The organism is Sphingobacterium sp. BS-2 (genome assembly GCF_046161205.1).
Lineage (GTDB): Bacteria > Bacteroidota > Bacteroidia > Sphingobacteriales > Sphingobacteriaceae > Sphingobacterium > Sphingobacterium mizutaii.
This window is the reverse complement of record NZ_JBIXGO010000018.1, coordinates 130,330-153,626: the sequence shown is the minus strand read 5'-3', so window position 1 is coordinate 153,626 and position 23,297 is coordinate 130,330. Positions and strand designations below refer to the sequence as shown.

Below are 23,297 nucleotides of genomic sequence, written 5' to 3'. Positions count from 1 at the left end.
TAAGACCGTAATTATTAATTACTTAATAAGCGAGATTTTCTTTTGTAAATAAGTATACTAATCAATATGATTAACAAGATAGTAAAAATACTGCTTAGTAAGATGCTCAGTAGTGTGCTCAAATAGTTTGAGAAACTAAAATATTCTACGTGCAGGAGAACGAAATGGTGGATTAATGTTCCGATTGAAATATAGGAAAGGAACCATTTTGCACCCATGTTACCTAAAGAAGGTGTTTCGAAAGAATCTTGGACATCTACGTCCAAGGTGATTCTATGGAAGAATATCCTGTACCAGGTCAATGCTACACAGGCTGCAGCATGAACACCGATTGAATCATAAAAGGCATCAACGGTCAGTCCAGTTAGGAATGCCAATACATACAGGACAAAGTTTGGTGTACCGATCGGCAATAAAAAGATAATCAAGATATAAGGAAATGGAGTCGCCAAATTATAATATCCAATATTCTTGAATAGTACAACTTGCATTGCAATCAATACAACAAATCGAATAATATTGAAAATTATAACCTTACCCATCATTATCCTCCGTTACTGCTTCCAATTCATTTTTTTCATTCTCCAGCAGGTCCTTCACCACATAGACATGGTTGAGGTTACTGAAATTCGTCCTCAATTTAATCTTGATGTCCAAGAAAGATCCTCCTGAACTTATTCCTGTTTCCTCCACAGAGCCAATTTCAATTCCTTTCGGGAATAATGAAAACCCGGAGGTATATACTTTCTGTCCTTTTTGTACTTTAAGATGGTTTGGAATATCTTTTACGATAGCAAACTGCGGGTCGGTCGTATTCCCCCAGACCAATGAACCAAAAACATTGGTCGTATCCAGGGTCACAGAAACTCGAGTATCCGGATGCAATAATGATTGTATGGTGCTGAAATGAGGGGAGACGTTCAATACAATTCCTACAACCCCGTTGGAGGTGATTACACCTAATCCTTTCTGGATGCCGGCCAATGAACCTTTATTGATGGTAATAAAATTGCTTTTCTGATGAACACTGTTGTTTACGACCTCTGCCATAGTGAACTGATACCTGTTCATATCGATAGAATCATTGATCTGAACAGAGTCCAAGGTATCCGTCAAAAGATAATGTTGAAGTTGTTTCCTAAGCTCCGAGTTTTCCAGTGCCAGGTTTTTGTTGGTTTCTTCCAGAGCCAAATAACTTTTCCAAGAATTCAACTTGTCATAAAACGAGCCCACGACTACGTTGGAAGAATTGATAAAGGCAGAACGTTGATATCTGTTGTTTTGGACAACCAATAGTAGAGAGGCAACAAAAAAGAGAATAAACCAAAAAAAGGCATTATATCTAACCAAGAAAAGCCAAAGGTTCTTCATTATTGTTCTCTTTTAATAGTTACGCGATATAACATTATAGGAACGTTATATCGCGTAATCATAAATTTTTTTAATTATTTGTTATTGCATTAAGAACTTAAAACGTCCGATGTTTTTAAGTGCAATCCCAGTTCCTCTAACTACTGCACGAAGTGGGTCTTCCGCAACGTGAACAGGAAGTTTAGTTTTCGCTTGAATACGTTTGTCCAATCCGCGAAGTAAGGCACCCCCACCTGTCAAATAGATACCAGTTTGATAGATATCAGCAGACAATTCTGGCGGAGTAATCTCCAATGCTTTCAAAATCGCCTCTTCAATTTTGGAAATTGATTTATCTAAACAATGTGCAATCTCTGTATAAGATACAGTGATTTGTTTAGGGATACCAGTCATTAGGTCGCGTCCTTGAACGGCAAAATCCTCTGGTGGATCTGTTAATTCTGGTAATGCAGCGCCAACTTCAATCTTGATTTTTTCCGCGGTACGGTCTCCAATCATGATGTTGTGCTGACGACGAATATATTGAACAATATCTGAATCAAAGTTATCTCCCGCAACACGGATAGATTGGTCACAAACAATTCCTGATAGGGCAATAACCGCAATCTCAGTGGTACCACCACCGATATCAATGATCATGTTTCCTACCGGCTCTTCCACATCGATACCGATACCCACAGCCGCTGCCATAGGTTCATGGATCAAATAAACCTCCTTCGCCCCAGCAATTTCTGCTGAATCGCGAACGGCACGTTTCTCAACCTCAGTTATGCCCGATGGAATACATACAACCATGCGTAAGGATGGGAAAAACCAACTCTTACCTTTGTTAATCAGTTTAACCATACCGCGGATCAAGTGCTCGGCAGCCGTAAAGTCTGCGATCACACCATCTCGCAATGGTCTTACCGTTTTTATGTTGTCGTGAGTTTTACCCTCCATTTGCATTGCCTGACGACCGATTGCGATCACCTTATTTGTTGTGCGGTCAAATGCTACGATTGAGGGTTCATCTACTACTACTTTATCATTGTGAATGATTAGGGTGTTAGCTGTTCCCAAGTCTATTGCAACTTCTTGCGTAAACCAATTAAAAAGCCCCATTTAGATGTGTAAGTATTATTTGTAATTTAATTGCAAACCTAATGAAAAAAAATGGTTTTTTATGAAAGCAATATTTATAAAAAAACATCTTTTGTCGACGAAAATATTCAAATTTTTAAATATGATATTGTGAACGAAAATAGGCTTGTTTTATTGTATTGAAGTCCCAATATAATAATTATAAGTATCCACTTTGAAGTTGTCCTTTGTTAATCCATCCAGCTTCATCACCTTAAATTTGTCTGTAGGGTCTATCCGAAGCCTTTTTCCGTCCTTGTCGAATATATGGACCGGCATTTGAAAGTCTTTAACTTCTGATATCCAGCGAATCATAAACACGCCAGGACTATTCTCGATGACCTCTAAAGTCGGGATACTTTTTGTCTGTACAAACTGTTCAAAGGTCTTGTCGAGCTTAATGCCAGACTCCTTGCTCATATAACTTACGATATCTCCATAATCAACGGTCTGATGGTAAAACTCCTTATTTAATCCGCGTAGGATATTCCGCCACTTATCGTCATCATCGATCATGGTCCGGATCATGTTATGCAATACGCCGCCCTTGTTGTACATGTCTCCTGAACCTTCTTTATTTACGTTGTATGGTCCTTGGATAGGACTGTCGTTTTGGATGCCGCGACGGTTACCATTAACATAGGCTTGGCTTGCTTCCTTTCCATAAAAGAAATCGATAAATAAGGCTTCCGAATAATTGGTGAAGCTTTCGTGGATCCACATGTCCGCAAGGTCATTGGAGGTGATGTTGTTGCCAAACCACTCATGCCCTGATTCATGGACCACAATAAAATCCCATTTCAGACCCCAACCTGTTCTCGATCCATCTCTGCCTAAATATCCATTTTGATATTTATTGCCATAGGCAACAGCGCTCTGATGCTCCATTCCTAAATGCGCCGTTTCCACAAGCTTATACCCGTCCTCATAAAATGGGTAAGGTCCAAACCAATGCTCAAATGCCTTTAGAGTCTCATTCGCATTCTTTTTTAGGTGATCGATCTTGCCTGCGTTTTCTTTTAAAACATAGTAATCAACCGATAATGGGCCTTTTTCTCCAGCATAGGTTTCTTTGAAATGCGTGTAATCTCCAATGTTAAGGGCCACATTATAATTGTTGATCGGGTTTTCTACCTTCCAATGATATTTGGTATATCCATTTTTCAGTTTCTCTGTTTTGACCAATCTTCCATTGGAAACATTCATGACCCCATTTGGAACAGCCACCGAAATCAACATACTCTTTACCTCATCCGATTGATGGTCTTTGTTGGGCCACCAAACGCTAGCTCCCAAGCCTTGGCATGCCGTAGCAACCCAAGGTTTTCCATTGCTGTCCTTTTTCCAGTCAAAACCTCCATCCCAAGGTGCCCTGGTTGCCTGGATTGGATTTCCCGAATAATGAACTGTAAAGGAATCAACCTTTCCTTTTTCTATATACTCTGGGAAATCAACAAATACGGCATTGTATTCCCTTGTAAAGGGAAGGCTTTTGCCTTTATATTCTACCTTATCTACCGATAGGTTGTCGAATAGGTCAAACTGTAATTTATTAAAGCGGTCTACAGCCTCGAACTTAAACAGGTTGCTCCCTGAAATAAACTTGTTGTCTATGTCCACTTTGACATCCAAATGGTAGTATTGGATATCATAACAGGTGCGCAATGCAGTCAATTCTCCACGTAATGAATCTGCTTTGCTATACATTTCCTTGGCCTTCATTAATTGTGCTTCTGCTGAATAGCTAGCAGCACACAATAACATGCCGAGGAAAATTGATTTTGTTCTTATCATAACGGTTTAATAAAGGTTGTTTAAATTTTCTTTCTGTTGTTAAAGTAGGTTTCGATCTTCTCTAGGTCAAATGCATTTAAGCACATCTCTTTGGTCAAACCACCCTTTCTGCCAACATAAACTCCATATTCCATGTCCAAAAAGCCTTCTTTTCTGTGGGCATCTGGATTGATGGATAAAAGTACCCCTTTTTCTAATGCATATTGATGCCATCTCCAGTCAAGGTCTAATCGTAATGGGTTTGCATTTATTTCAATAACGACCTTATTAGCAGCACAGGCATCGATAACCTTTTTGAAATCCAGGGGATAGCCAGCCCTTGATAACAAAAGTCTTCCTGTTGGATGTCCTAAAATTGTAGTATACGGATTTTCAATTGCCTTGATAATACGGTCTGTTGCTTTGTCCTGGTCCATTTTCAGATTGCTATGGATTGAAGCCACCACAAAATCAAACTTTGCTAAGATTTCATCAGGATAGTCCAATGATCCATCTGAAAGAATATCTGACTCAATACCTTTAAAGATTTTAAAAGGAGCCAATTTTTTGTTCAGTTCATCAATTTCTATCCATTGCTGTTCCAGCCTTTCCAGACTCAGTCCATTAGCATAAACTGCTGTTTTGGAGTGGTCGCAAATCCCCAAATATTCCAATCCTAACTCTTCCTTGCAATACAAGGCCATATCTTTCAAAGAATGGACACCATCGCTGTAGGTGGAGTGGTTGTGCAGTGAACCTTTAAGGTCAGCATAAGTGATCAGTTCAGGAAGTTTGTTTTCTTTTGCCAGTTCGATCACATTTCCACTTTCCCTTAATTCAGGTTCGATATAGGCTAAACCTAATGAACGATAAATTTCATTTTCAGAGTCTAGGTTTTGGATTTCGGCGATTTCTTCCAATTGTTTGATATGTTCCTCCGAGCCGGTACTGATCAAAAGGTTCTTGGCGTATTCATCTACTCCGCAGGTCAATACCTCAAATGGAATTCCATTTTGATCCTTGAAGCTGATTCTTTGGTTCTCCTTATTGATGTCAAATTCGTATTCCAGACTTTTGATAGCTTGATAAACTTGGCTAGGTTCTGCGGCGATAAGAATTTGCACATGCTGCAATACTTCCGATTTCCTACGGTAGTCTCCAGTGAAACTGATTGGAGCCAGGGGTAGAGTTTTCTCCAAGTGCTGAATGACCTCAAGCGCTGATGGCATAACCTTGGCATATAAGAACCATCCTTGGTTTGCGATTGAAAATTCGATCGCTTTTTTAATATCCTCCTGGGTTTTCAGACCGAAACCTTTGGCTTCAATCAATCTATTTTCATTGCAAGCATAGTATAATTCACCGACCGATTCAATTTCTAGGTCATTCCAGATAATCTGTATTTTCTTGGGACCCAATCCTTTGATTTTAAGCATCTCCAAAATACCCTCTGGAGTTTTAGCAAGGAGTTTTTCCAAGTCTGGAAAAGTTCCCGTAGTAATGACTTGCATGATTTTCTCAGCGGTGCTCTTCCCGATATTAGGTTGTTCACTTAGGGTTTCCAAATCAGATTGGCTCGCAGCAAATGGTAGTTTGTCGATCCGAAAAGATGCTGAGGCCATTGCTTTTGTCCTAAATGGATTCTCGTTGTACAACTCCATCAATTGCGAACACAATTTAAAAACCTTAGCTATCTCTTTATTTGTCATGATTTCCTTCTTTCTTTTATGGGGATATCAAAAATAGGAAATTGAATTGAACATCGGACCATATTCAAGGGACTTAAAAACCATTTCAATAAAAAATCCTGAGCTGGGGAAGCTCAGGATTTTTACCAAACCAATTATTAACCTAAATTATGAAATTATATACTCTTATTACTCTTTTGCTTTTCTTTAATACTATAACGCCACTGGATTTTATTTCGTACAAAGGGAGGGGATAGTTAACATTTTTTAACGGTAGGGGTGAGCCTGTCGAACCCCATACTGGTTCAAACAGTAACTTTCACAAAAAAAGGTTGACTTTTGGTCAACCTCTTCTAAAATATTATAGTTTGTTTTAATGCTGTGTTACTTCTTCCTGAACGGTGGGTTCAGATTGTGGTCGGATATACTTATGGATAATCAGACGGATTCCTGAGTTCTTGGTCAGGAACTTGATTGACCAGTTTACGAATGTGACCAAACGGTTCCTAAATCCAAAGATCGATACCAAGTGGACAAACATCCAGGTCATCCATGCGATAAATCCTTTTAAGTGCAAGCTTCCCATATCCACAACCGCACGATTTCTACCTACGGTAGCCATGGAACCTTTATCAAAGTATTTAAAGTTCTCTGTTTCTTGGTTGTTCAGTTTGTTTAGGATATGCTTTGCAACATATTTCCCTTGCTGCTGAGCCACTGGAGCAACACCCGGTAAACCTCTAGGGTTTTCTTCAGAGATCATTGCAGAAACGTCGCCAATGGCATAAACCACTTCTTCGCCATCCACGATACATTGTTCGTTGGTTTTGATGCGGTTACCACGTTGGATAATCTCGGGATTGATACCTTCCGGCATTTGCCCCATCACACCTGCTCCCCAAATAACCGTTTTGGTAGGGATCTTTTCTCCTGAAGAAAGGGTTACGGTGTTTCCATCGTAATCCGTAACGACCGTGTTCAAAATGGTTTTTACACCTAGTTCATGTAGGTATCTTTCGGCATCGCGAGATGATTTTTCAGAAAGTGCTCCCAAGATCTTTCCAGTTCCTTCAACCAAGAAGACTTTCATCTCATAGGTCGATAATTCTGGATAGTCCTTTTTCAACATGTGCTGTTGATATTCTGCAATCGCGCCAGAAAGTTCAACTCCTGTCGGACCACCACCTACAACAACGAAATTTAAATAACGCTCCCTATCAGATGCATTCTTTCTAAGGACCGCTTCCTCAAGGTTTTGAAGGAGATAACTACGGATATTCAATGCCTCAATGATGTTCTTCATCGGCAAAGCATATTTCTCAACCTGTTTGTTTCCAAAGAAGTTGGAAGTCGCCCCAGTTGCGATTACGAGGTAATCATAATCATAATCGGCAACCGATGTATGTACCATTTTATTTTTGCTGTCAATGCTCAATACCTCCGCCAATCTGAAACGAAAGTTCTTTTGGTTCTTGAACATCTTACGCAATGGAAATGAAATAGAATCAGACGCTAAGGTACCGGTCGCTACTTGGTACATCAGGGGTTGAAAGGTGTGGTAGTTGTTACGGTCTATCAACAGAACTTCCACCTCTTTGTTTTTCAGCTGTCGAGCTAATTCCACACCTCCGAATCCAGCTCCAATGATGATAACTCGGGGAAAGTTTCTTTCAGAACGATTTAGTAACATAATACTTCCTTGTTATAAGAATTTTAAAATAAGGCACAAATATCTGACATTTTCCTGCATATTTTATCAATAATTTGCATTTTATTTAGATAAAACATGAAATTGATGTTTAAACTCGTGCTATTCTCTTTGTTTTCAATAAGTTAAATATAGCGAACTAAGTGTAGTAAGTACACTATATTGGGGCTTATTGTAAACTGCCTTTAATTTTTATGGTCAAACCATTATTCATATCGGTCAACCTAAGCTGACAAGCCAACCTGCTATTGTCGTCTGCATCGGGTAAGGTATCCAACATATCTAGCTCTTGATCCTCCGCTTGCGTTAAGTTTTCTGCACCGGATATTACCTCTACATGGCAGGTTGCACAAAGTGCCATACCGCCACAGGTCGCCAATATATCGTATTCCGAAGCTTTCAGGATTTCCATCAAGCTCAAGTTAACATCCGTAGGGACCTGCACTTCCTGCCTAGTCCCATCTCGATCTTCAACATTAATTGTGATGATATTCTCCATAATTAGAACGCATTGATACCGTTTACTGTCGTATATTTAAAACTTAATTTTTGCTCCGGATAAACATACTTAAAGGCACTTTGGACCATTAATGCTGCTTCATGGTAACCACATAAGATCAGTTTTAATTTTCCCGGATAGGTGTTGATATCACCGATGGCATAAATCCGCTCCACATTGGTCGAATAATCAAATGTATCCACCTCAATGGCATTCTTATCAATGTTTAATCCCCAATCTGCAATCGGTCCTAATTTGGGACTCAATCCATAAAGTGGGATGAAATGATCTGTTTGAACAACAATCTCCTCTTTGCTTTTGTTTGTCATAAGTACAGATTCTAAATGGCCATTGCCGTTGAGGCTCTGTAAGTTATGGGAAAGTAATAAATTGATCTTGCCACTTTTCGCTAAGTTGAAAACCTTCTCTGCTGAATCAGGAGCACCTCTGAAATTGTCACTTCGATGCACCAATGTCACTTCTTTTGCGACATCGCTCAAAAAGATGGTCCAGTCCAGAGCCGAATCACCACCGCCCGCAATGACGATGCGCTGATCCCGGAATTTTTCCGGATTTCTGACCATGTAATGCACATTTTTGCCCTCAAAATTGCTCAGGTTTTCCATCTCCGGCTTTCTAGGTTCGAAACAGCCTAAGCCACCGGCGATTACCACCACTTGGCAATGGATCTGTGTTCCTTCGGAACCGACAACCACATAGGATCCATCATCCTGTTTTTGTAAACCATCCACGCGTTCCCCCAAAGTAAAGGTTGGCTTGAAAGGTTCAATCTGTTGCATTTGGTTGTTGATCAGTTCCTGGGCAGTAATACTTGGATAACCCGGGATGTCATAGATTGGTTTGTGTGGATAGATTTCCGATAGCTGACCTCCAACTTGTGGCAATACGTCAATCAAATGACAACGCATTTTTAAAAGACCAGCTTCAAATACAGCGAATAGACCTACTGGTCCTGCTCCAATTATGCAAATATCTGTCGTAATCATACCTTTTTATTTAGTTTCTAGATTATTATAAATTGTGTTTAATATTCTCGTGAAATTTTCGAAATCCTCTTCTGTCAAATTCTCCCATGCCTTCATCCTAAAATCCTTTACGAGGGGTGCTAAACTTTTAGCTTGCTTTTGTCCCGCCTCAGTCAATTGGATATGCAGACTTCTGCGGTCATTAGGATGCACTACGCGATGTACATAGCCTTTCTTCAATAACAGATCGACGATCCTGGTCATCGTTGGTTGGTCTTTTCCACATTTCTCGGAAAGATCCTTATGGGTGAGGTCCTGATGCTCATAGAGCGTCTTTATCACCGACCATTGATCCACCGTCAGGTCTATTCCATGAGTGGAAAAAGAAGCCTGCGCAAACTGTTTTACCCTTCTAGCCGTACGGTCTAGGATTAAGGAATACTGATTGAATTTTTCTTTTAGCATAACAACTATTAGTACAACAAGTAAATTTACTCAATATTTGACAGATCAAAGAATTTAGGCTTAAATATTACATGATTATTATGATTGATGAAATTCCAAAATTCGGTTTTGTTTTGGCGCTCCTGATGAAAATGCTTCGAACCTCAGTTTGACCATGTTCGAGACATATTCGGAAAATTCCGAATATGTCTCGAATAAGGTCAAATGTGGAATCGAAAAAAATGAAAATTTGGGTTGAAATCTTTTGAGTCAGAGTTTGTTCAAGATTTTATGGAACTATTTATTTTTTGATTTTTATAAATTCTTTTATGGGTAATATCTATTTAAATAAAGATAATATCGATCAATAATCCTTCCCCAAACATATCTAATTTTATGGAATCAAATCCTAAATCAATGCAAATAATTGTATGTAATAAACCTGGAAAACTGGAGTATAAAGAGGAGGTCTGTAAAAGGGTTCATCCCGGTTTTTCTTTGTTAAAGGTTAAGGCGATCGGGATCTGCGGGACCGACCTTCACGCCTTTGAAGGAACGCAGCCCTATTTTAGCTATCCCAGGGTTTTAGGTCATGAAATTGCTGCTGAAGTCGTAGAGACTAGTAATCCTGAATTCCAAAAGGGTCAGTCGGTTACGGTAACACCTTATTTCAATTGTGGAAAATGCGCTGCATGCCAAATGGGGAAAGAAAATTGTTGCGTTTCCCTGCAAGTTTTTGGGGTCCATATTGATGGTGGGATGAAGGAATTGATCCAAGTCCCTAACAGTTCATTAGTGAGTGGAGAGGGCTTACGAACTGAAGAATTAGCTTTGGTAGAACCATTTTCTATTGCATTGCACGCTGTAAAACGAGCACAATTGGAATCATCGGAAATCACAGTCATAGTAGGAGCGGGACCAATAGGAATTGCAACCGCTATATTTGCAATAGAAAGAGGCGCAAAGGTTTTGTTGTTGGACAATAACAATGATAGACTGAAAGTTGCTGAGGCAATGTTAGAAAACATTGAAACCTATAATGTCAAATCGGGTTCGGTTCTTGAAAAGTTGAAGGATTTCAGTAAAGGGGAGATGGCAAATGTGGTATTCGATGCCAGTGGTAATTTAGAGGCCATAAATTCTAGTTTTCAGTACCTTGCTCATGCCGGGAAGTTTATTTTGATTGGCTTGCAAGGAGGAGATATTGGGTTTAACCATCCCGAGTTTCATAAACGTGAAGCAACCCTGATGAGTAGCAGAAATGCAAATCGAAAAGATTTTGAAGAGGTAATATCCTTCTTGAAAGGTAGGAAGGTCAATTTGGAACATTTTATAACCCATAAGATCGCGTTTGAAGATCTAAGGGATAGATTTCAAAATCTTTTAGATCCTAAAGAAAGGGTTATCAAGGCTATTATAGAGTTCTAATCTCAAATTATAAGGATTCCCTTCGACCTGATACTTTCTCTTTAAACTGCCTTGGGGTTGTTCCTTTTATGGATTTAAAGATTTTATTGAAGTTGGAAAGACTAGAAAAACCGCAATCATAAGCTACGTTACTGATGAGATTGTCAGTTTTCATGATTTCTTGGCAAGCAATGCTGATTCGGGTTTCGTTCACGAATTGGATAAAGCTTTTTTGGGTTCTTGCTTTGAAAAAGCGGCAAAAGGCTTGTTTGGTCATATTGGCCATCTCCGCTGCCTCATCCAGTTTGATTTCTTTGTTATAATTCTCGATGACAAAACGGATAATATGATCCACCTGATTACCTTTGAATTCTTGTGATGAATAGCGATTTCTATAGGAAGAGCTCGAAATATATTGGAAATCTTCGGCCTTGATCAGGCGGTCTAAAAGCTGTAAGAAATAGATCGTCCTTTGCAGGTCTTCGGCCTCATTGATGGCAAAGAGTAATTTGGTCAATTCCTTTTTCGTTTTCCCGAGAAACATGACCCCTCGATCCATTCGGTTGAAGAAATTCCGGATGGAATGTGTTTCTTGCAAAGGCTCCAAAAGGGACAAACACTTGTCGACATCAATGAAAAGGGTTATGGAAATGGCTTTTTTACCCTCCAAATGATTGGCAGGATTGGAATACCATACATGTGGCAGATTAGAGCCCAAAAGCGTTAGTTCATCCTTTTCAAAGTTGGAGATATTATCTCCGATAACCCGTTGCCCTGAACCTTCTTGGATATAATTGACCTGGATTTCCTTGTGAAAATGGAAGTTTGTGGAAAATAATTGATCGCTAAAGTGTCGAAATTTGTACACTTCATTATCAAGTTGACTTAATATGCGGTCAAATTTGGGCTTCATTTTTTAGTGTTATGTGATTCCAGGTAATGTGCCATGAAATTAAGCAATTGGAAAAGGGAATTCAAATAATCTCTGTAATAAATAAGATAGGGACTGTGTTACTTTTGGAGCCCAAATTAACCAAAAGCCGATGAAGGAACTCTGGGATAGCAAAAACAAATCGAATCCGTAAACGCTTCGGCTCATTTAAGGTGGCTTTTCGCACGATCAACCGCACATGGATAGAATGCCTTGTTGTCGGGAATATCTTTCAGACCATCATCCCTTTTGATGGGATGATCCTCTGAAAGCATTCCAAGGCCAATCCCATCGCACAGGTCGACGGCATTCTATCCATTTTTCCGCCACTGGAAATGAGCCGGGTGCTAAAGGGCTTCCTTCGGAAGGATGGTGTTTGTATGAGCTGGGAACCCACAGCGTGGTTGGGATATTTTTTTAACCTTGCGTGTCACCCTGATGGTTTCCAGAAGGGTCTCGGAACTATCCTTTCATTTAAATAGTTTCCTCATCTTACGATTTCGGATGTCACAGGGGAAGAATGTTTTTTTGCGTTAAACTGCCCCAGAAGGGCAGAATTATTTTAGCAATCCCATCGCACAGGTCGACGGCATTCTATCCATTTTTCCGCCACTGGAAATGAGCCGGAGGCTAAAGGGCTTCCTTCGGAAGGATAAATGTTTGCATTGCCAAACCCCCATCGGGCAATGTCATTATGGTTAGTTTTTTGTGTCATGCTGAGGAACGAAGCATCACGGAGAAATACGAACCTTCAAAAATAATTACATCCATGGATTTATTGGCGAACAGGTCCTTTACCTTCGGTAAAGAATGACGAGGATATTTTTAAAAAGAACCGTACAGATTCTTCACTGATCGTTCAGAATCGGAAGTGTACAATAAAAACCAATGTTTTTCAACTATTCAGATGAACCCCATCGGGAAATGTTATTAAGTTAAAGTTTTTTGTGTCATTGGTAGAAGAAAAAATTTGGGCTAAATTTATCAGAAGGTGATGACAGCATGTTAGCAATGAAAAACTGTTAGCTCTATTGTTTTTTTAATATAGAACCCCATTTGGGGTTCCATTATTTTTGCTGGCATGGTACGCTAGCCTGGAAGTCGCGCAAAAACGATGTTCGATTAATCGAACATCGTTTTTGCATTACCCCTTTATAGTTTACCATCCATGCTAAAATAATTCATCCCCGCTGGGGATGTATGGCGAGTAAAAAATATTCTTCTGGAGAGGAAATATAGGGCTAAATACCTAGAAACACAGATTTAACAAACATGTTCATTGGTAGGGCACCGCCGAAGGGTCTCGGAACTATCCTTTCTTTTAAATAGTTTCCTCATCTTGCGATTTCGGAATTACCCCAACCTCCTAAAAAAACAAAAATAGATTCTTCGCTGTGCTCTCAATCTCTCTTTAACGCATTTCCAATTCTGAACGAATAGTGAAGAATCTGTACGGTTTTTCCCCTCATGACCTTGTCATTCTCAATCGAAGATTGAGAACCTGTACACCATTGCAATCCATAATTGATTATGTCTGTAAAATTCCTCCGAGATTCTTCCTTCGTCAGAATGAACGTGGTGGAAACCGAAGATTGAGGGCCTGTACGGCAATGGAATTATGTTTTGCATGGTTCCGAGATTCTTCCTTCGTCAGAATGAACTGTGGTGGAAACCGAAGATGCAAGAAATTACGCCAATGCAAACCTATTAATTATTCAAATATGAAGCGGGCTTATGCAATAAGCCCCTACAGTACTGGGGAATTTCCAGCGTCATATTGCCAAAATGATCTTGGTCCATCCTCTTATCCTCGTCCCCTGAGCGGAGCCGAAGGGCATCCTGGTTCAAATCTCTAAACCCAAAAGAGACCGCAATTTGCGGTCTCTTTTGGGTTATTCAATCAAGGGCTTAATAGATCCACTTGAAATTATATTGTTTTTCTGGGACTTTCATGCGGTCTGCCAGGCGTAATAAGCGATCTGGAAGGCGCATTAGATAGTCGCGAGCTTTTTCTCCTTGTTCATTTAATCCGGAAACTTGGTCGATTTTCCAATCGTTGATCAATTCTTTTAAAATATCCACATAGTCAACTGCTGTATAGACACCTAATCTTTGAGCGGCATCTGAGAAATGGGCGAAAGCTCCACCTTGGGGTTCTCCAGATTCTCTTAAGAAGTGTGCCGGCATCACGATCTTTTTCTTCATCATGTCTTCAAAAGCAATCATTACTTCGCTTGGGTCAACGACCATGGCATGAGAAATAAAGGACATATAGGCTTTGGCATGTCTTGCCTCATCCGAAGCAATTACACCACACATTTTTGCAAGTAATTTATCACCACTCTTTTTAGAAAGGGCAGCTACACGTCTGTGTGAAACATTCGTTGCTAATTCCTGAAAAGAGGTATATATAAAGTTTCTGTATGGATCGGCACCAGTACCGATGTCGAAGCCATCCTTGATCAGGTATTGAACTGAGATCTCGAATTGTTTCATGTCAATTCTACCTGATAGATAAAGGTATTTGTTTAGCAGGTCACCGTGACGGTTTTCTTCTGCGGTCCATGCGCGAACCCATCTCATCCAGCCACCTTGTTCGTTTTTGTTGACATCTTCTACCATCGTCAACCAAGACTCATAGGTTGGTAATGCTTCTTCGGTAACTGTATCGCCAATTAGCACGGCTACTAAGTCGTAAGGTAATTCCTTAGCGCTTTCCTGTAAATCACGGACTTCCTCAAAAAAAGTGTCTCTTGCGGAATCAGGCAGGAAATCTGCTGGTTGCCACATATCTTCAACAGGTTTTAGATACTCGGACATTTCATTGAGCATGAAGGGTTCCAAGTAGGTCATAACCTCTTTTCTTGAGCCTTCTGGTATGTTTAAAGGTAGTTCTTGCATAATTATAACAAAGGTAGTCAATCTGCTCTTAATAATAATTTAATATTTCAATATTTCAAACCTCCAAATGGATTATTACTTATAAATAACTTTATTGATGCCCGATATGTTTTATTATATCTTAACTTTGTGTGTTAATTAAAATTAGTTAGAATTGAATACATTAGACATCAAAGCGATAAGAGAAGATTTCCCGATTTTGAAACGTGAGGTAAACGGGAAGCCTTTGGTCTATTTAGATAATGGTGCAACAACGCAGAAGCCCAAAGCTGTCATTGACGCCATCCTAAACTATTATACCGATATGAACAGCAATGTTCATCGTGGAGTTCACTACCTAAGTCAGATTTCCACGGATGCCTTTGAGGTGACTCGTAGGAAGGTTCAGGAATTCATACATGCCAAGCATGATTATGAAATCATTATTACCAAAGGAACAACAGACAGCATTAACCTAGTGGCGACCTGTTTTGGGCAAGAATTTATTTCTGCGGGGGATGAGGTCATTATTTCGGCTATGGAGCACCATTCTAATATTGTGCCTTGGCAGATGATCTGTGAAGCGAAGGGTGCTTCCTTGAAAGTGATTCCGATGACAGAAGTTGGTGAATTGGATATGGATGCCTATAAATCCTTGCTGGGTCCTAAAACCAAAATCGTTTCTGTGAATTATGTTTCAAATGCATTAGGAACCATTAACCCTGTCAAAGAAATCATCGAATTGGCGCATGCCCAAAATATCCCGGTTTTGATTGATGCGGCACAGGCTGTTCAGCATATTAAAATCGATGTTCAGGAACTGGATGTAGATTTCTTGGTTTTTTCTGGACATAAGATGTACGGCCCAACTGGTGTTGGTGTATTGTACGGTAAGGAAGAATGGTTGAATAAGATGCCTCCATACCAAGGTGGTGGGGATATGATCAAGGATGTGACCTTTGAGAAAACCACTTACAATGAACTTCCATTTAAGTTTGAAGCTGGTACCCCAAATATAGAAGCTGGAATTGCCTTAAATGCAGCAATTGATTATATCAACCATTTGGGCTTGGATAAAATCAAGAAGTATGAGGATGAATTGTTGGCTTATGCCACGGAAAGGCTTAAAGAGGTGGAGGGCATCAAGTTTATCGGAACAGCAAAAGAGAAATCATCTGTGATTTCCTTTGTTGTAGAAGGTACCCATCCATACGATATCGGTGTGCTATTGGATAAACTAGGCATCGCGGTTCGTACAGGGCATCACTGTGCTCAACCTGTCATGGAGCAGTTCCATATTCCTGGAACAGTAAGGGCAAGTTTAGCGGTTTATAACACGAAAGAAGAAATCGACGCATTGGTAGCAGGAGTGAAGAGAGCTGTTGCCATGTTAGTATAAAAGATTATGACGATTAATGAAATACAGGATGAATTGATTGAGGATTTTTCCTTTTATCAAGATTGGATGGAGAAATACGAGCTCATCATCCAATTAGGGAAAGAACTGCCATTGATTGATGAATCCAACAGACAAGATCAATATATCATCAAAGGATGCCAGTCCAAAGTTTGGTTGGTCCCTGAATTGAAAGATGATGGAAAATTATATTTTACCGCTGATTCTGATGCGGTCATCACTAAAGGTTTGGTAAGTCTCATGGTAAAAGTACTATCAGGGCATGGTCCAAAAGAAATTGCGGATGCTGACCTTTATTTTATCGATCAGATTGGATTAAAAGAGCACCTTTCTCCGACTAGGGCAAATGGATTGCTTTCCATGGTCAAACAGATGAAATTATATGGCTTAGCCTTACAGGCCAAAGTATCATAAGAAACAAAAGCTGCCCTCGGGCAGCTTTTTTATTTTTGGGTTATTGATTTATATTCTTCAAATCGGTTTTTGATATAGGCACGGAGTTCGTAATCTGACATTTTAGAAAAATCTTCATAGCTTGGTCTATAGGTGTTTTGGAAGATTATAGCCTGATCGCCTTTAAGTCCGGTCATTTCTTCGATTAATTCCTTTGTGAATGTCATGTCGATATATTGTATGCTGTACTCATCAGCCTCCAATTGTTCTTCTAAAGGAACTTTTACTTTGCTCTTAAAAAGCATTCTCTTGACCGCTAGCAAATCTATGGTAAACAACCTTGCCGTACTTCCATTTGCCAAGAAACCTCTTGGATTGCCCGACATATCCGCTCTACCTAAGATAACTTGCCGAAATTTAGGGGTTTTTGGGATGCCCAGGTCGATTTTGATTTGAGTGGAATCGTTTTGCTTGGTTTTTCCTTCAACCTTTACTTCTTCAATGGCTATATAACTCGGTTTTAAAGAAATAATGGATAAATCTTTTTGCGGCTGGTCCATGTAAAGGTTAATCTTCAATACTTGATAGCCTTGATGATAGAAAAAAAGACTGTCCCGCTGCATAACCCTGATTGAGAATTTTCCTTGCTGATCGGTAAAAGCTTCCGCAATACTGCTTTTTACCTTTGCCCTGACCACGATCCTTCCTGTCTCTGAATCTCTAAGGATACCATTGACGGTTTGGGCTTGGGCAAGTGTTCCCCATAGGACCAGAAGAAAAAGCAGGAGGATTCTCATTTAGGCATAGTTTATACCTAAAAATAAAGAGTAAAAGGTTAGCTTTTAGATTATTAACTTAATTTAACGCAAGATGAGTTTTAAACCTTGATAAACTTGGAGCTGATTTTTTTACCAAAGAAAATTTCGGCCTTCTGGTTGAAATCATCTGGGTCATCTGTAGTAAAGAATTGAAGCGATCTTGATTTTGAGCATTTCTCTTCGACTTCAGGATGTCTCTTTAAGTAATCGACCAAGCTTTCAGCCACCAATTTTCCTTGAGAAATAATATTGATCCCCTTTGGAGTATATTTCTCGATCAATGGTAGTAGCAAAGGATAGTGGGTACATGCTAATAAGATGGTGTCTATTTCCGGTGAATTGGCAATCAATTGTTGAATGTCCTGTTGTACGAAGAAATTTGCACCTTCGCTTTCCAGTTCGTTGTTTTCAACTAAAGGAACCCAGAATGGACAAGCATGTTGGAATACTTCGATCTGTGGATGAAATTTATTGATTTCAAGGACGTAAGAATTGGAGTTTACCGTTCCTTGGGTAGCCAAGATGCCTACTTTATTGCTTTTTGTAAATTCATTAACGACCTCAGAGGTTGGACGGATAACACCAAGTACTTTTTTGCCTTCGGGAAGGTCATGCTGCTGAATGGTTCTTAAGGCTTTGGCGGATGCAGTATTGCAGGCCAGGATTATCAGATTGCAACCCAATTCGAATAATTTGAAAACACATTCTTTAGTATATTCATAAACTGTCTCAAACGATCGTGTACCGTATGGAACCCTTGCATTGTCTCCTAAATAGATGTAATCGTAATCTGGTAGATGCTTATGGATCTCCTTGAAAACTGTGAGACCGCCATAACCAGAATCAAAAATGCCAATAGGACCGGGATTGTTTTGTGCAGACATGAATAATTTGCTTTCTTAAAAATTGATACAAAGGTTGCAGATTCTGTTTTCAATTGCAAATGATTGCAGAAATTGTTGCAGATAATTTGTATTCGCTTCGTTGACATCTTGACGAAAAATACTCTGCAAAGTCTGATTTTTTCCGTTAACACAAATCGCGTTCTGCTGGCAATGTTAACTCAATATTAAATTTACAGATTTATTTAAACCAATCGAAATAAAATTGGTCATTTTGTTAGTGAGATACATTGATATTTAGATCGGTATTTGACTGTAGAAGTAATTATTAACTATTCCATTTATTCGTTATGAAAAAATTCACACTATCCGTAATTGCCGTTGTAGCAATGTTGGCATCATGTTCAAAGAATGAGATTAAACCAGATCCTAAACCTGAACCAGAGCCAGAGCCCAAACCATCTGTAGAATATCCGAAAATTACCATCAATGCAAATAAGTCGAATCTGAGTCTATTCGAAAATGTGGATGCTTTTCTGGGTTTAGAAGGCGAGAAAGCTGATCCTTTTGAAGTTGGAATTTCATATATGGGAATATTTGATTCTGTTCATTGGGAAATTCCAAAGATGTATTTCGAATCCAAAACTAAAGCATCAGTAACTGTAAAGGTCGGTTTTGCATTTTCCATACCAGGGACCTACACTCTATATTTATCAGCTTTTAAGGATAACGCCGTTGTAAGAAGAGATTCGGTAGAATTTCTTGTTAAAAACTCAAAAGACTTCTTAGGAATAAATTGGAAGGATGGAAAGGATACAGAGTTTTACAGTTCAAATAATACTTTTAGTAAAGAACATTTTAATCTAAAAAGTAATATTACTGGTGATAAACCATTTGCTAGACTAGAATTTGGTTTGGGCAGAGGTACCTTGGGAGACGAATATTCCGAGTTGTCCTACAATGCATTAACAAAATGCATCAATACGAATTTTGGAGAAAGTCAATTTGATTATACAGGTGATGTTAAAAAATCTAATCTCATTGGAAAATATAAAGAGCTTTTTAAAAATCCCTTGGAGGCTAATTACTATCCAGTGAAGATTTGGCAAACGGCAAAAAATAATATCGTTTTATTGGCTTCGCCAAGTCAGGATCCTAAGATTTCTACTGATATATATCACGTTGTAATAGCAGAGCCAAGAAGTTAGATTACCTGATACTTGAAAATAAAAAAGCCCTCAAAACTTTAATTTTGAGGGCTTTTATCTTGTTATGCTTTTAAAAGCTCTGGTTTTTCTTTGTAGAGTTTCCACATCAATTCGCCAAATAAAGTATTGGTCCATGCGAACCAGTGACGGGTGAATTTTTTAGGATCATCTTTATGGAAAGATTCATGCATAAAGCCTGTTCCCCCATGCGTTTTCTTTAAAGTTTGCACACACTGACGAATTTCTTCATCATTGTTTGATGTATTTGCGCGCATGATGATGGACATTGGCCAAATCATATCGCGGCCGATATGTGGCCCACCGATTCCTTCAGCAAATTTTCCCTTAAAGAAGAATGGGTTTTTGTCGGATAGGATAAAGTTTCTTGTTCTTTGGTACACTTCATCATTTACATCTACTGCACCTAAATAGGGAAGAGCCAATAAACTTGGTACATTGGCATCATCCATCATCAAGTAACTACCAAATCCATCCACTTCAAATGCATAAACACGGCCATGGGTAGGATGGTCTATAATGCCATATTGCTTGACAGCTGCTTCAACTTCGTTGGCAAGGGCTTCCATTTCCGAAGCTAAGGTAGTATTGTTTTTAACCTTGCGAAGGATTTCGGCAGACTGACGAAGGCTGACAATGGCAAAGAGATTAGAAGGGATCAAGAACCCGAAGATACTACAGTCATCGGAAGGACGGAAGCTGGAAACGATCAAGCCAACTGGGTTTACAGGGTACCCATATCCATCGACCTGTAGGGTGTCGGAACCTCTAGATGTGGTTCTTTCAAACTTATAGGGTCCTAAGCCATTTTTACGTTGTTGTTCTTTAAAAGTTCTTAAAGTTGCTTCTTGTGCTTTAACCCAGGTGTCATCAAATGGGGTTTTGTCATTTGTTTCCTTCCAATATCGATAAGCAAGACGGATAGGGTAGCAAAGTGAGTCGATCTCCCATTTTCGTTCATGCATTCCTGGTTTCATGTCGGTGTGATCAGTAAACCATTCCCCTTTTTTGGTCGGGTCATTATAAAATGCATTGGCATAAGGGTCGATATTGATACATTCGGATTGTTTGTTGATCAAACCCAGGATCATGTTTTTTAGATCTTTGTCCTTATTGACAAACTGAATGTAGGGCCATACCTGTGCACTACTGTCGCGAAGCCACATCGCATCGATGTCACCCGTGATGACATAAGTCAATTTTCTATCGCCTTTAGATTCATCATATACGGTTGTGTCCAAGGTATTGGGAAGGCAGTTGTTGAACATCCAACCTAATTCCTTATCGGCTACATTTTTCTGGAATTCCTTGATCATGCCTTCCACCAACTTACTGCTGAAATGGCGTTTGTCTACCGGAGTACGGACCACAGGAAAGTCATTGATTCCCTCAGCAAAAGAGAACTTGCTAGCTAGCATTCCTGCGCCCAATAAGGCAGAATTTTGAAGAAAAGTTCTACGCTTCATATTTTTAATAGAATAGTTTTACAATTAATTAGGTAGCAATATACAAATTGTACTTGATTTTACCTTGTATAGACTAAACGTTTTAGCGTTTAATATGAGCAAAATTAAGTTTAGCTCAATTAATAAAAGTACCTTTGGGAGTTTTTAGGAATAAAATTTGATAGTATAGCCCAAACATCTCGACTAATAATTTATGAAACATACTTTATCATATGCCATAGCCGGACTGCTCAGCATTAGTGCCATTGGCCAATTGCATGCGCAAGTCAAAAATCAGCCTTACTCTTATCAGCATTATCAAAAGTACGATGAGGAGTTGTACTCCCCAAATACACGTTATCATACTTCTTCAAAACCCTATTTGTTCAAAGGGCGATTACTAGAGAAGATGGATTCGATTCAATCATTGAATGCTGTGGATTCTGATAATTGGTTTATGCGCAAGATTTTCAATGAGCATCTTGTGCAAGTTGAAAAAGACGACCATACCTTTTATTTAGATGTTTTACCTGATTTTGTTATCGGTACGGAAATGATTGATCCTGATAAAAGGACCACTTGGTTAAATACACGTGGTGTTCAAGCTGGTGTTACCATCAAAGATAAATTCACTTTCTATGGTAACTTCTTCGAGAACCAAGGTGTTTTCCCGAGACATATCGATGAGTATATCATGCAGTCGAAGGTCGTTCCGGGACAGGCGATGTCGAAAAGGCCTTTTAAACGAACCAAAGATTGGATGTATGCAACGGCGAATTTAACCTATGATTTCAGTGATTATCTGCAAGCAACCTTGGCTTATGATAAGAACTTTATCGGTGATGGTTATCGTTCGGTATTATTATCTGACTTTTCTTCTAATATGGCGCATTTGAAACTGACTGGTAAGGTGGGGAATGTACAATATACCTCCATTTGGGCATATATGACCGATCCTAATAATCCGAGGATTGACTCCCTGGATTCAGGTGGCCGTTTTGGAGATGGAATCAAATGGGGAGCCTTCCAATATTTGGATTGGAATGTAACTAATCGTTTATCTTTAGGGTTCTTTCAATCCGTGATTTGGGCAAACCGCAATCAAGCGGGACATAGAGGTTTTGATTTTAACTACATTAACCCTGTATTGTTCCTTAGACCGGTGGAAAACAATAATATTTCATCCCCGGATAAGATGTTCTTGGGTTTGAATGCAAAGTATAAGATCCTGGATAACTTAACCGCCTATGGGCAGTTCCTTTTGGGGGAATTTACTGCGAAAGAATTCTTCTCGAATAAAGGATACCAACATAATAAATGGGGCGTTCAATTAGGTGCAAAAGCATTTAATATTTTTGGTGTAAGAAACTTAAATATATTGGGAGAATATAATGCTGTACGTCCATATACTTATCAGCACTTTGTATCCATCTCTAATTACAGCAATAGAGGAGAACCTTTGGCACATCCTAGAGGAGCAAACTTCAGGGAGTTGATTGGTATTGCCAATTATTCTTGGAATCGTTTTGATTTCTCTCTTCAAGGTATGTACAGTCGTTATGGAACCGATCCAATGGGACCATTAGGTAAGTTTGTCAATTATGGTGGTGATATTTTCCAATCGTATAATTCGGCTCCTAATACTTATGGAAACAAAATTGGCCAAGGTGTACAGAACGATCTATACTATGCCGATCTTAAAGCTGCCTATGTATTGAATCCGAAGTATAATTTAAGATTTGAGGTGGGCTATACACAACGCTACAACAAGATTGAAAAAGCTGCAACCCAGAAATCTGGGGTGATTACCGTCGGATTACGTTCAAGTTTCCGTAATCTTTATGGAGATTTTTAGGATTATAGTATCTTTATCGAATAAACGCAAATAATGAAAAAGATATTAATCCTAAACGGGCCTAATTTGAATTTACTAGGTGTTCGAGAGAAAGGAATCTACGGAGATCAATCCTTCGAAACCTATTTTGAACAATTGAAAGATAAATATGCGGTTTTGGACCTACATTATTTTCAAAGTAATTCAGAAGGGGCAATTATCGACAAACTCCATGAAATTGGCTTTTCATTCGACGGTGTAATATTGAATGCAGGTGCCTATACGCATACTTCAGTAGCTATAGCTGATGCCATTGCGGCTATCAATACGCCAGTTGTGGAGGTCCATATCTCTAATGTCCACCAAAGGGAGGAATTTAGACATCATTCGTATTTGTCAAAAAATTGCAAAGGTGTAATCTTAGGTTTTGGATTGGATAGTTATCGATTAGGATTAGAAAGCTTTTTGAACGGATAAGTTCATTGATCATAAAAACAAAGAGCGGGGAATCAA

The 23,297-nt window shown here is 39.2% G+C and carries 20 protein-coding genes; 6 read left to right on the top strand and 14 right to left on the bottom strand.

Going from position 1 to position 23,297, the window contains the following annotated elements:
- Nucleotides 1-14 precede the first annotated feature (14 nt).
- The 9 genes from mreD to ACK2WI_RS10910 all read right to left on the bottom strand — a co-directional run bounded on the left by mreD (nucleotide 15) and on the right by ACK2WI_RS10910 (nucleotide 9,612).
- Entirely contained in the window at nucleotides 15-542 is a 528-nt protein-coding gene (gene mreD / locus ACK2WI_RS10950) for a rod shape-determining protein MreD (RefSeq protein WP_093098223.1), read from the bottom strand.
- Nucleotides 535-1,371 carry a rod shape-determining protein MreC gene (gene mreC / locus ACK2WI_RS10945; RefSeq protein ID WP_093098222.1) on the bottom strand — a complete coding sequence of 279 codons (837 nt, stop codon included), beginning with the start codon at nucleotides 1,369-1,371 and terminating at the stop codon, nucleotides 535-537. Before mreC ends, mreD begins: the two co-directional genes overlap by 8 nt.
- An 81-nt stretch (nucleotides 1,372-1,452) precedes the next feature.
- On the bottom strand, nucleotides 1,453-2,475 hold the full coding sequence (locus ACK2WI_RS10940; RefSeq protein WP_093098220.1) for a rod shape-determining protein: 1,023 nt from the start codon (nucleotides 2,473-2,475) through the stop codon (nucleotides 1,453-1,455).
- A gap of 150 nt (nucleotides 2,476-2,625) precedes the next feature.
- Complete coding sequence (locus ACK2WI_RS10935) at nucleotides 2,626-4,287, bottom strand: M1 family metallopeptidase (RefSeq protein ID WP_409150800.1); 1,662 nt, start codon at nucleotides 4,285-4,287, stop codon at nucleotides 2,626-2,628.
- Nucleotides 4,288-4,307: 20 nt separating this feature from the next.
- Entirely contained in the window at nucleotides 4,308-5,975 is a 1,668-nt protein-coding gene (locus ACK2WI_RS10930; protein ID WP_409150798.1) for a helix-hairpin-helix domain-containing protein, read from the bottom strand.
- A gap of 352 nt (nucleotides 5,976-6,327) precedes the next feature.
- Nucleotides 6,328-7,644 (bottom strand): NAD(P)/FAD-dependent oxidoreductase, encoded by a 1,317-nt coding sequence (locus tag ACK2WI_RS10925; protein ID WP_093098215.1) that lies wholly within the window; start codon nucleotides 7,642-7,644, stop codon nucleotides 6,328-6,330.
- 187 nt (nucleotides 7,645-7,831) lie between these two features.
- Nucleotides 7,832-8,161 (bottom strand): 2Fe-2S iron-sulfur cluster-binding protein, encoded by a 330-nt coding sequence (locus ACK2WI_RS10920; RefSeq protein ID WP_093098213.1) that lies wholly within the window; start codon nucleotides 8,159-8,161, stop codon nucleotides 7,832-7,834.
- A 2-nt stretch (nucleotides 8,162-8,163) separates the two neighbouring features.
- Complete coding sequence (locus ACK2WI_RS10915) at nucleotides 8,164-9,168, bottom strand: NAD(P)/FAD-dependent oxidoreductase (protein WP_312698357.1); 1,005 nt, start codon at nucleotides 9,166-9,168, stop codon at nucleotides 8,164-8,166.
- A gap of 6 nt (nucleotides 9,169-9,174) precedes the next feature.
- Nucleotides 9,175-9,612 carry a MarR family winged helix-turn-helix transcriptional regulator gene (locus tag ACK2WI_RS10910; RefSeq protein WP_409150795.1) on the bottom strand — a complete coding sequence of 146 codons (438 nt, stop codon included), beginning with the start codon at nucleotides 9,610-9,612 and terminating at the stop codon, nucleotides 9,175-9,177.
- A gap of 396 nt (nucleotides 9,613-10,008) precedes the next feature.
- Between ACK2WI_RS10910 and ACK2WI_RS10905 the strand changes: the two genes are divergently transcribed.
- Entirely contained in the window at nucleotides 10,009-11,019 is a 1,011-nt protein-coding gene (locus ACK2WI_RS10905; protein WP_409150794.1) for a zinc-binding alcohol dehydrogenase family protein, read from the top strand.
- Between the two features lie 7 nt (nucleotides 11,020-11,026).
- On the opposite strand, the gene ACK2WI_RS10900 is transcribed toward ACK2WI_RS10905, so the two are convergent.
- Both ACK2WI_RS10900 and ACK2WI_RS10895 read right to left on the bottom strand, forming a co-directional pair.
- Nucleotides 11,027-11,911, bottom strand: a complete 885-nt coding sequence (locus tag ACK2WI_RS10900; protein WP_409150793.1) for an AraC family transcriptional regulator — start codon at nucleotides 11,909-11,911, stop codon at nucleotides 11,027-11,029.
- A gap of 1,926 nt (nucleotides 11,912-13,837) precedes the next feature.
- Complete coding sequence (locus tag ACK2WI_RS10895) at nucleotides 13,838-14,830, bottom strand: acyl-ACP desaturase (RefSeq protein WP_093098203.1); 993 nt, start codon at nucleotides 14,828-14,830, stop codon at nucleotides 13,838-13,840.
- Between the two features lie 154 nt (nucleotides 14,831-14,984).
- Between ACK2WI_RS10895 and ACK2WI_RS10890 the strand changes: the two genes are divergently transcribed.
- Together ACK2WI_RS10890 and ACK2WI_RS10885 are read left to right on the top strand one after the other, a co-directional pair.
- Nucleotides 14,985-16,208 carry an aminotransferase class V-fold PLP-dependent enzyme gene (locus ACK2WI_RS10890; protein ID WP_409150791.1) on the top strand — a complete coding sequence of 408 codons (1,224 nt, stop codon included), beginning with the start codon at nucleotides 14,985-14,987 and terminating at the stop codon, nucleotides 16,206-16,208.
- A gap of 6 nt (nucleotides 16,209-16,214) precedes the next feature.
- Entirely contained in the window at nucleotides 16,215-16,640 is a 426-nt protein-coding gene (locus ACK2WI_RS10885) for a SufE family protein (protein WP_409150789.1), read from the top strand.
- A 29-nt stretch (nucleotides 16,641-16,669) separates the two neighbouring features.
- On the opposite strand, the gene ACK2WI_RS10880 is transcribed toward ACK2WI_RS10885, so the two are convergent.
- Nucleotides 16,670-17,416, bottom strand: a complete 747-nt coding sequence (locus tag ACK2WI_RS10880) for a hypothetical protein (protein WP_409150787.1) — start codon at nucleotides 17,414-17,416, stop codon at nucleotides 16,670-16,672.
- Between the two features lie 80 nt (nucleotides 17,417-17,496).
- Nucleotides 17,497-18,321 (bottom strand): glutamate racemase, encoded by an 825-nt coding sequence (gene murI / locus ACK2WI_RS10875; protein ID WP_409150786.1) that lies wholly within the window; start codon nucleotides 18,319-18,321, stop codon nucleotides 17,497-17,499.
- A gap of 308 nt (nucleotides 18,322-18,629) precedes the next feature.
- Here murI and ACK2WI_RS10870 point away from each other — a divergent pair, with 308 nt between their 5' ends.
- Nucleotides 18,630-19,487 (top strand): hypothetical protein, encoded by an 858-nt coding sequence (locus ACK2WI_RS10870; RefSeq protein WP_409150784.1) that lies wholly within the window; start codon nucleotides 18,630-18,632, stop codon nucleotides 19,485-19,487.
- Nucleotides 19,488-19,549: 62 nt separating this feature from the next.
- Here the strand turns inward: ACK2WI_RS10870 and ACK2WI_RS10865 are convergent, their stop codons facing one another.
- Nucleotides 19,550-20,971, bottom strand: a complete 1,422-nt coding sequence (locus tag ACK2WI_RS10865) for a glycoside hydrolase family 125 protein (RefSeq protein ID WP_409150782.1) — start codon at nucleotides 20,969-20,971, stop codon at nucleotides 19,550-19,552.
- A gap of 193 nt (nucleotides 20,972-21,164) precedes the next feature.
- Here ACK2WI_RS10865 and ACK2WI_RS10860 point away from each other — a divergent pair, with 193 nt between their 5' ends.
- Together ACK2WI_RS10860 and aroQ are read left to right on the top strand one after the other, a co-directional pair.
- Nucleotides 21,165-22,805, top strand: a complete 1,641-nt coding sequence (locus ACK2WI_RS10860; RefSeq protein ID WP_409150780.1) for a gliding motility protein RemB — start codon at nucleotides 21,165-21,167, stop codon at nucleotides 22,803-22,805.
- Between the two features lie 33 nt (nucleotides 22,806-22,838).
- The gene (gene aroQ, locus ACK2WI_RS10855; RefSeq protein WP_093098190.1) at nucleotides 22,839-23,261 is read left to right on the top strand and encodes a type II 3-dehydroquinate dehydratase; all 423 of its coding nucleotides are present in this window, start codon (nucleotides 22,839-22,841) and stop codon (nucleotides 23,259-23,261) included.
- Nucleotides 23,262-23,297: the final 36 nt, after the last annotated feature.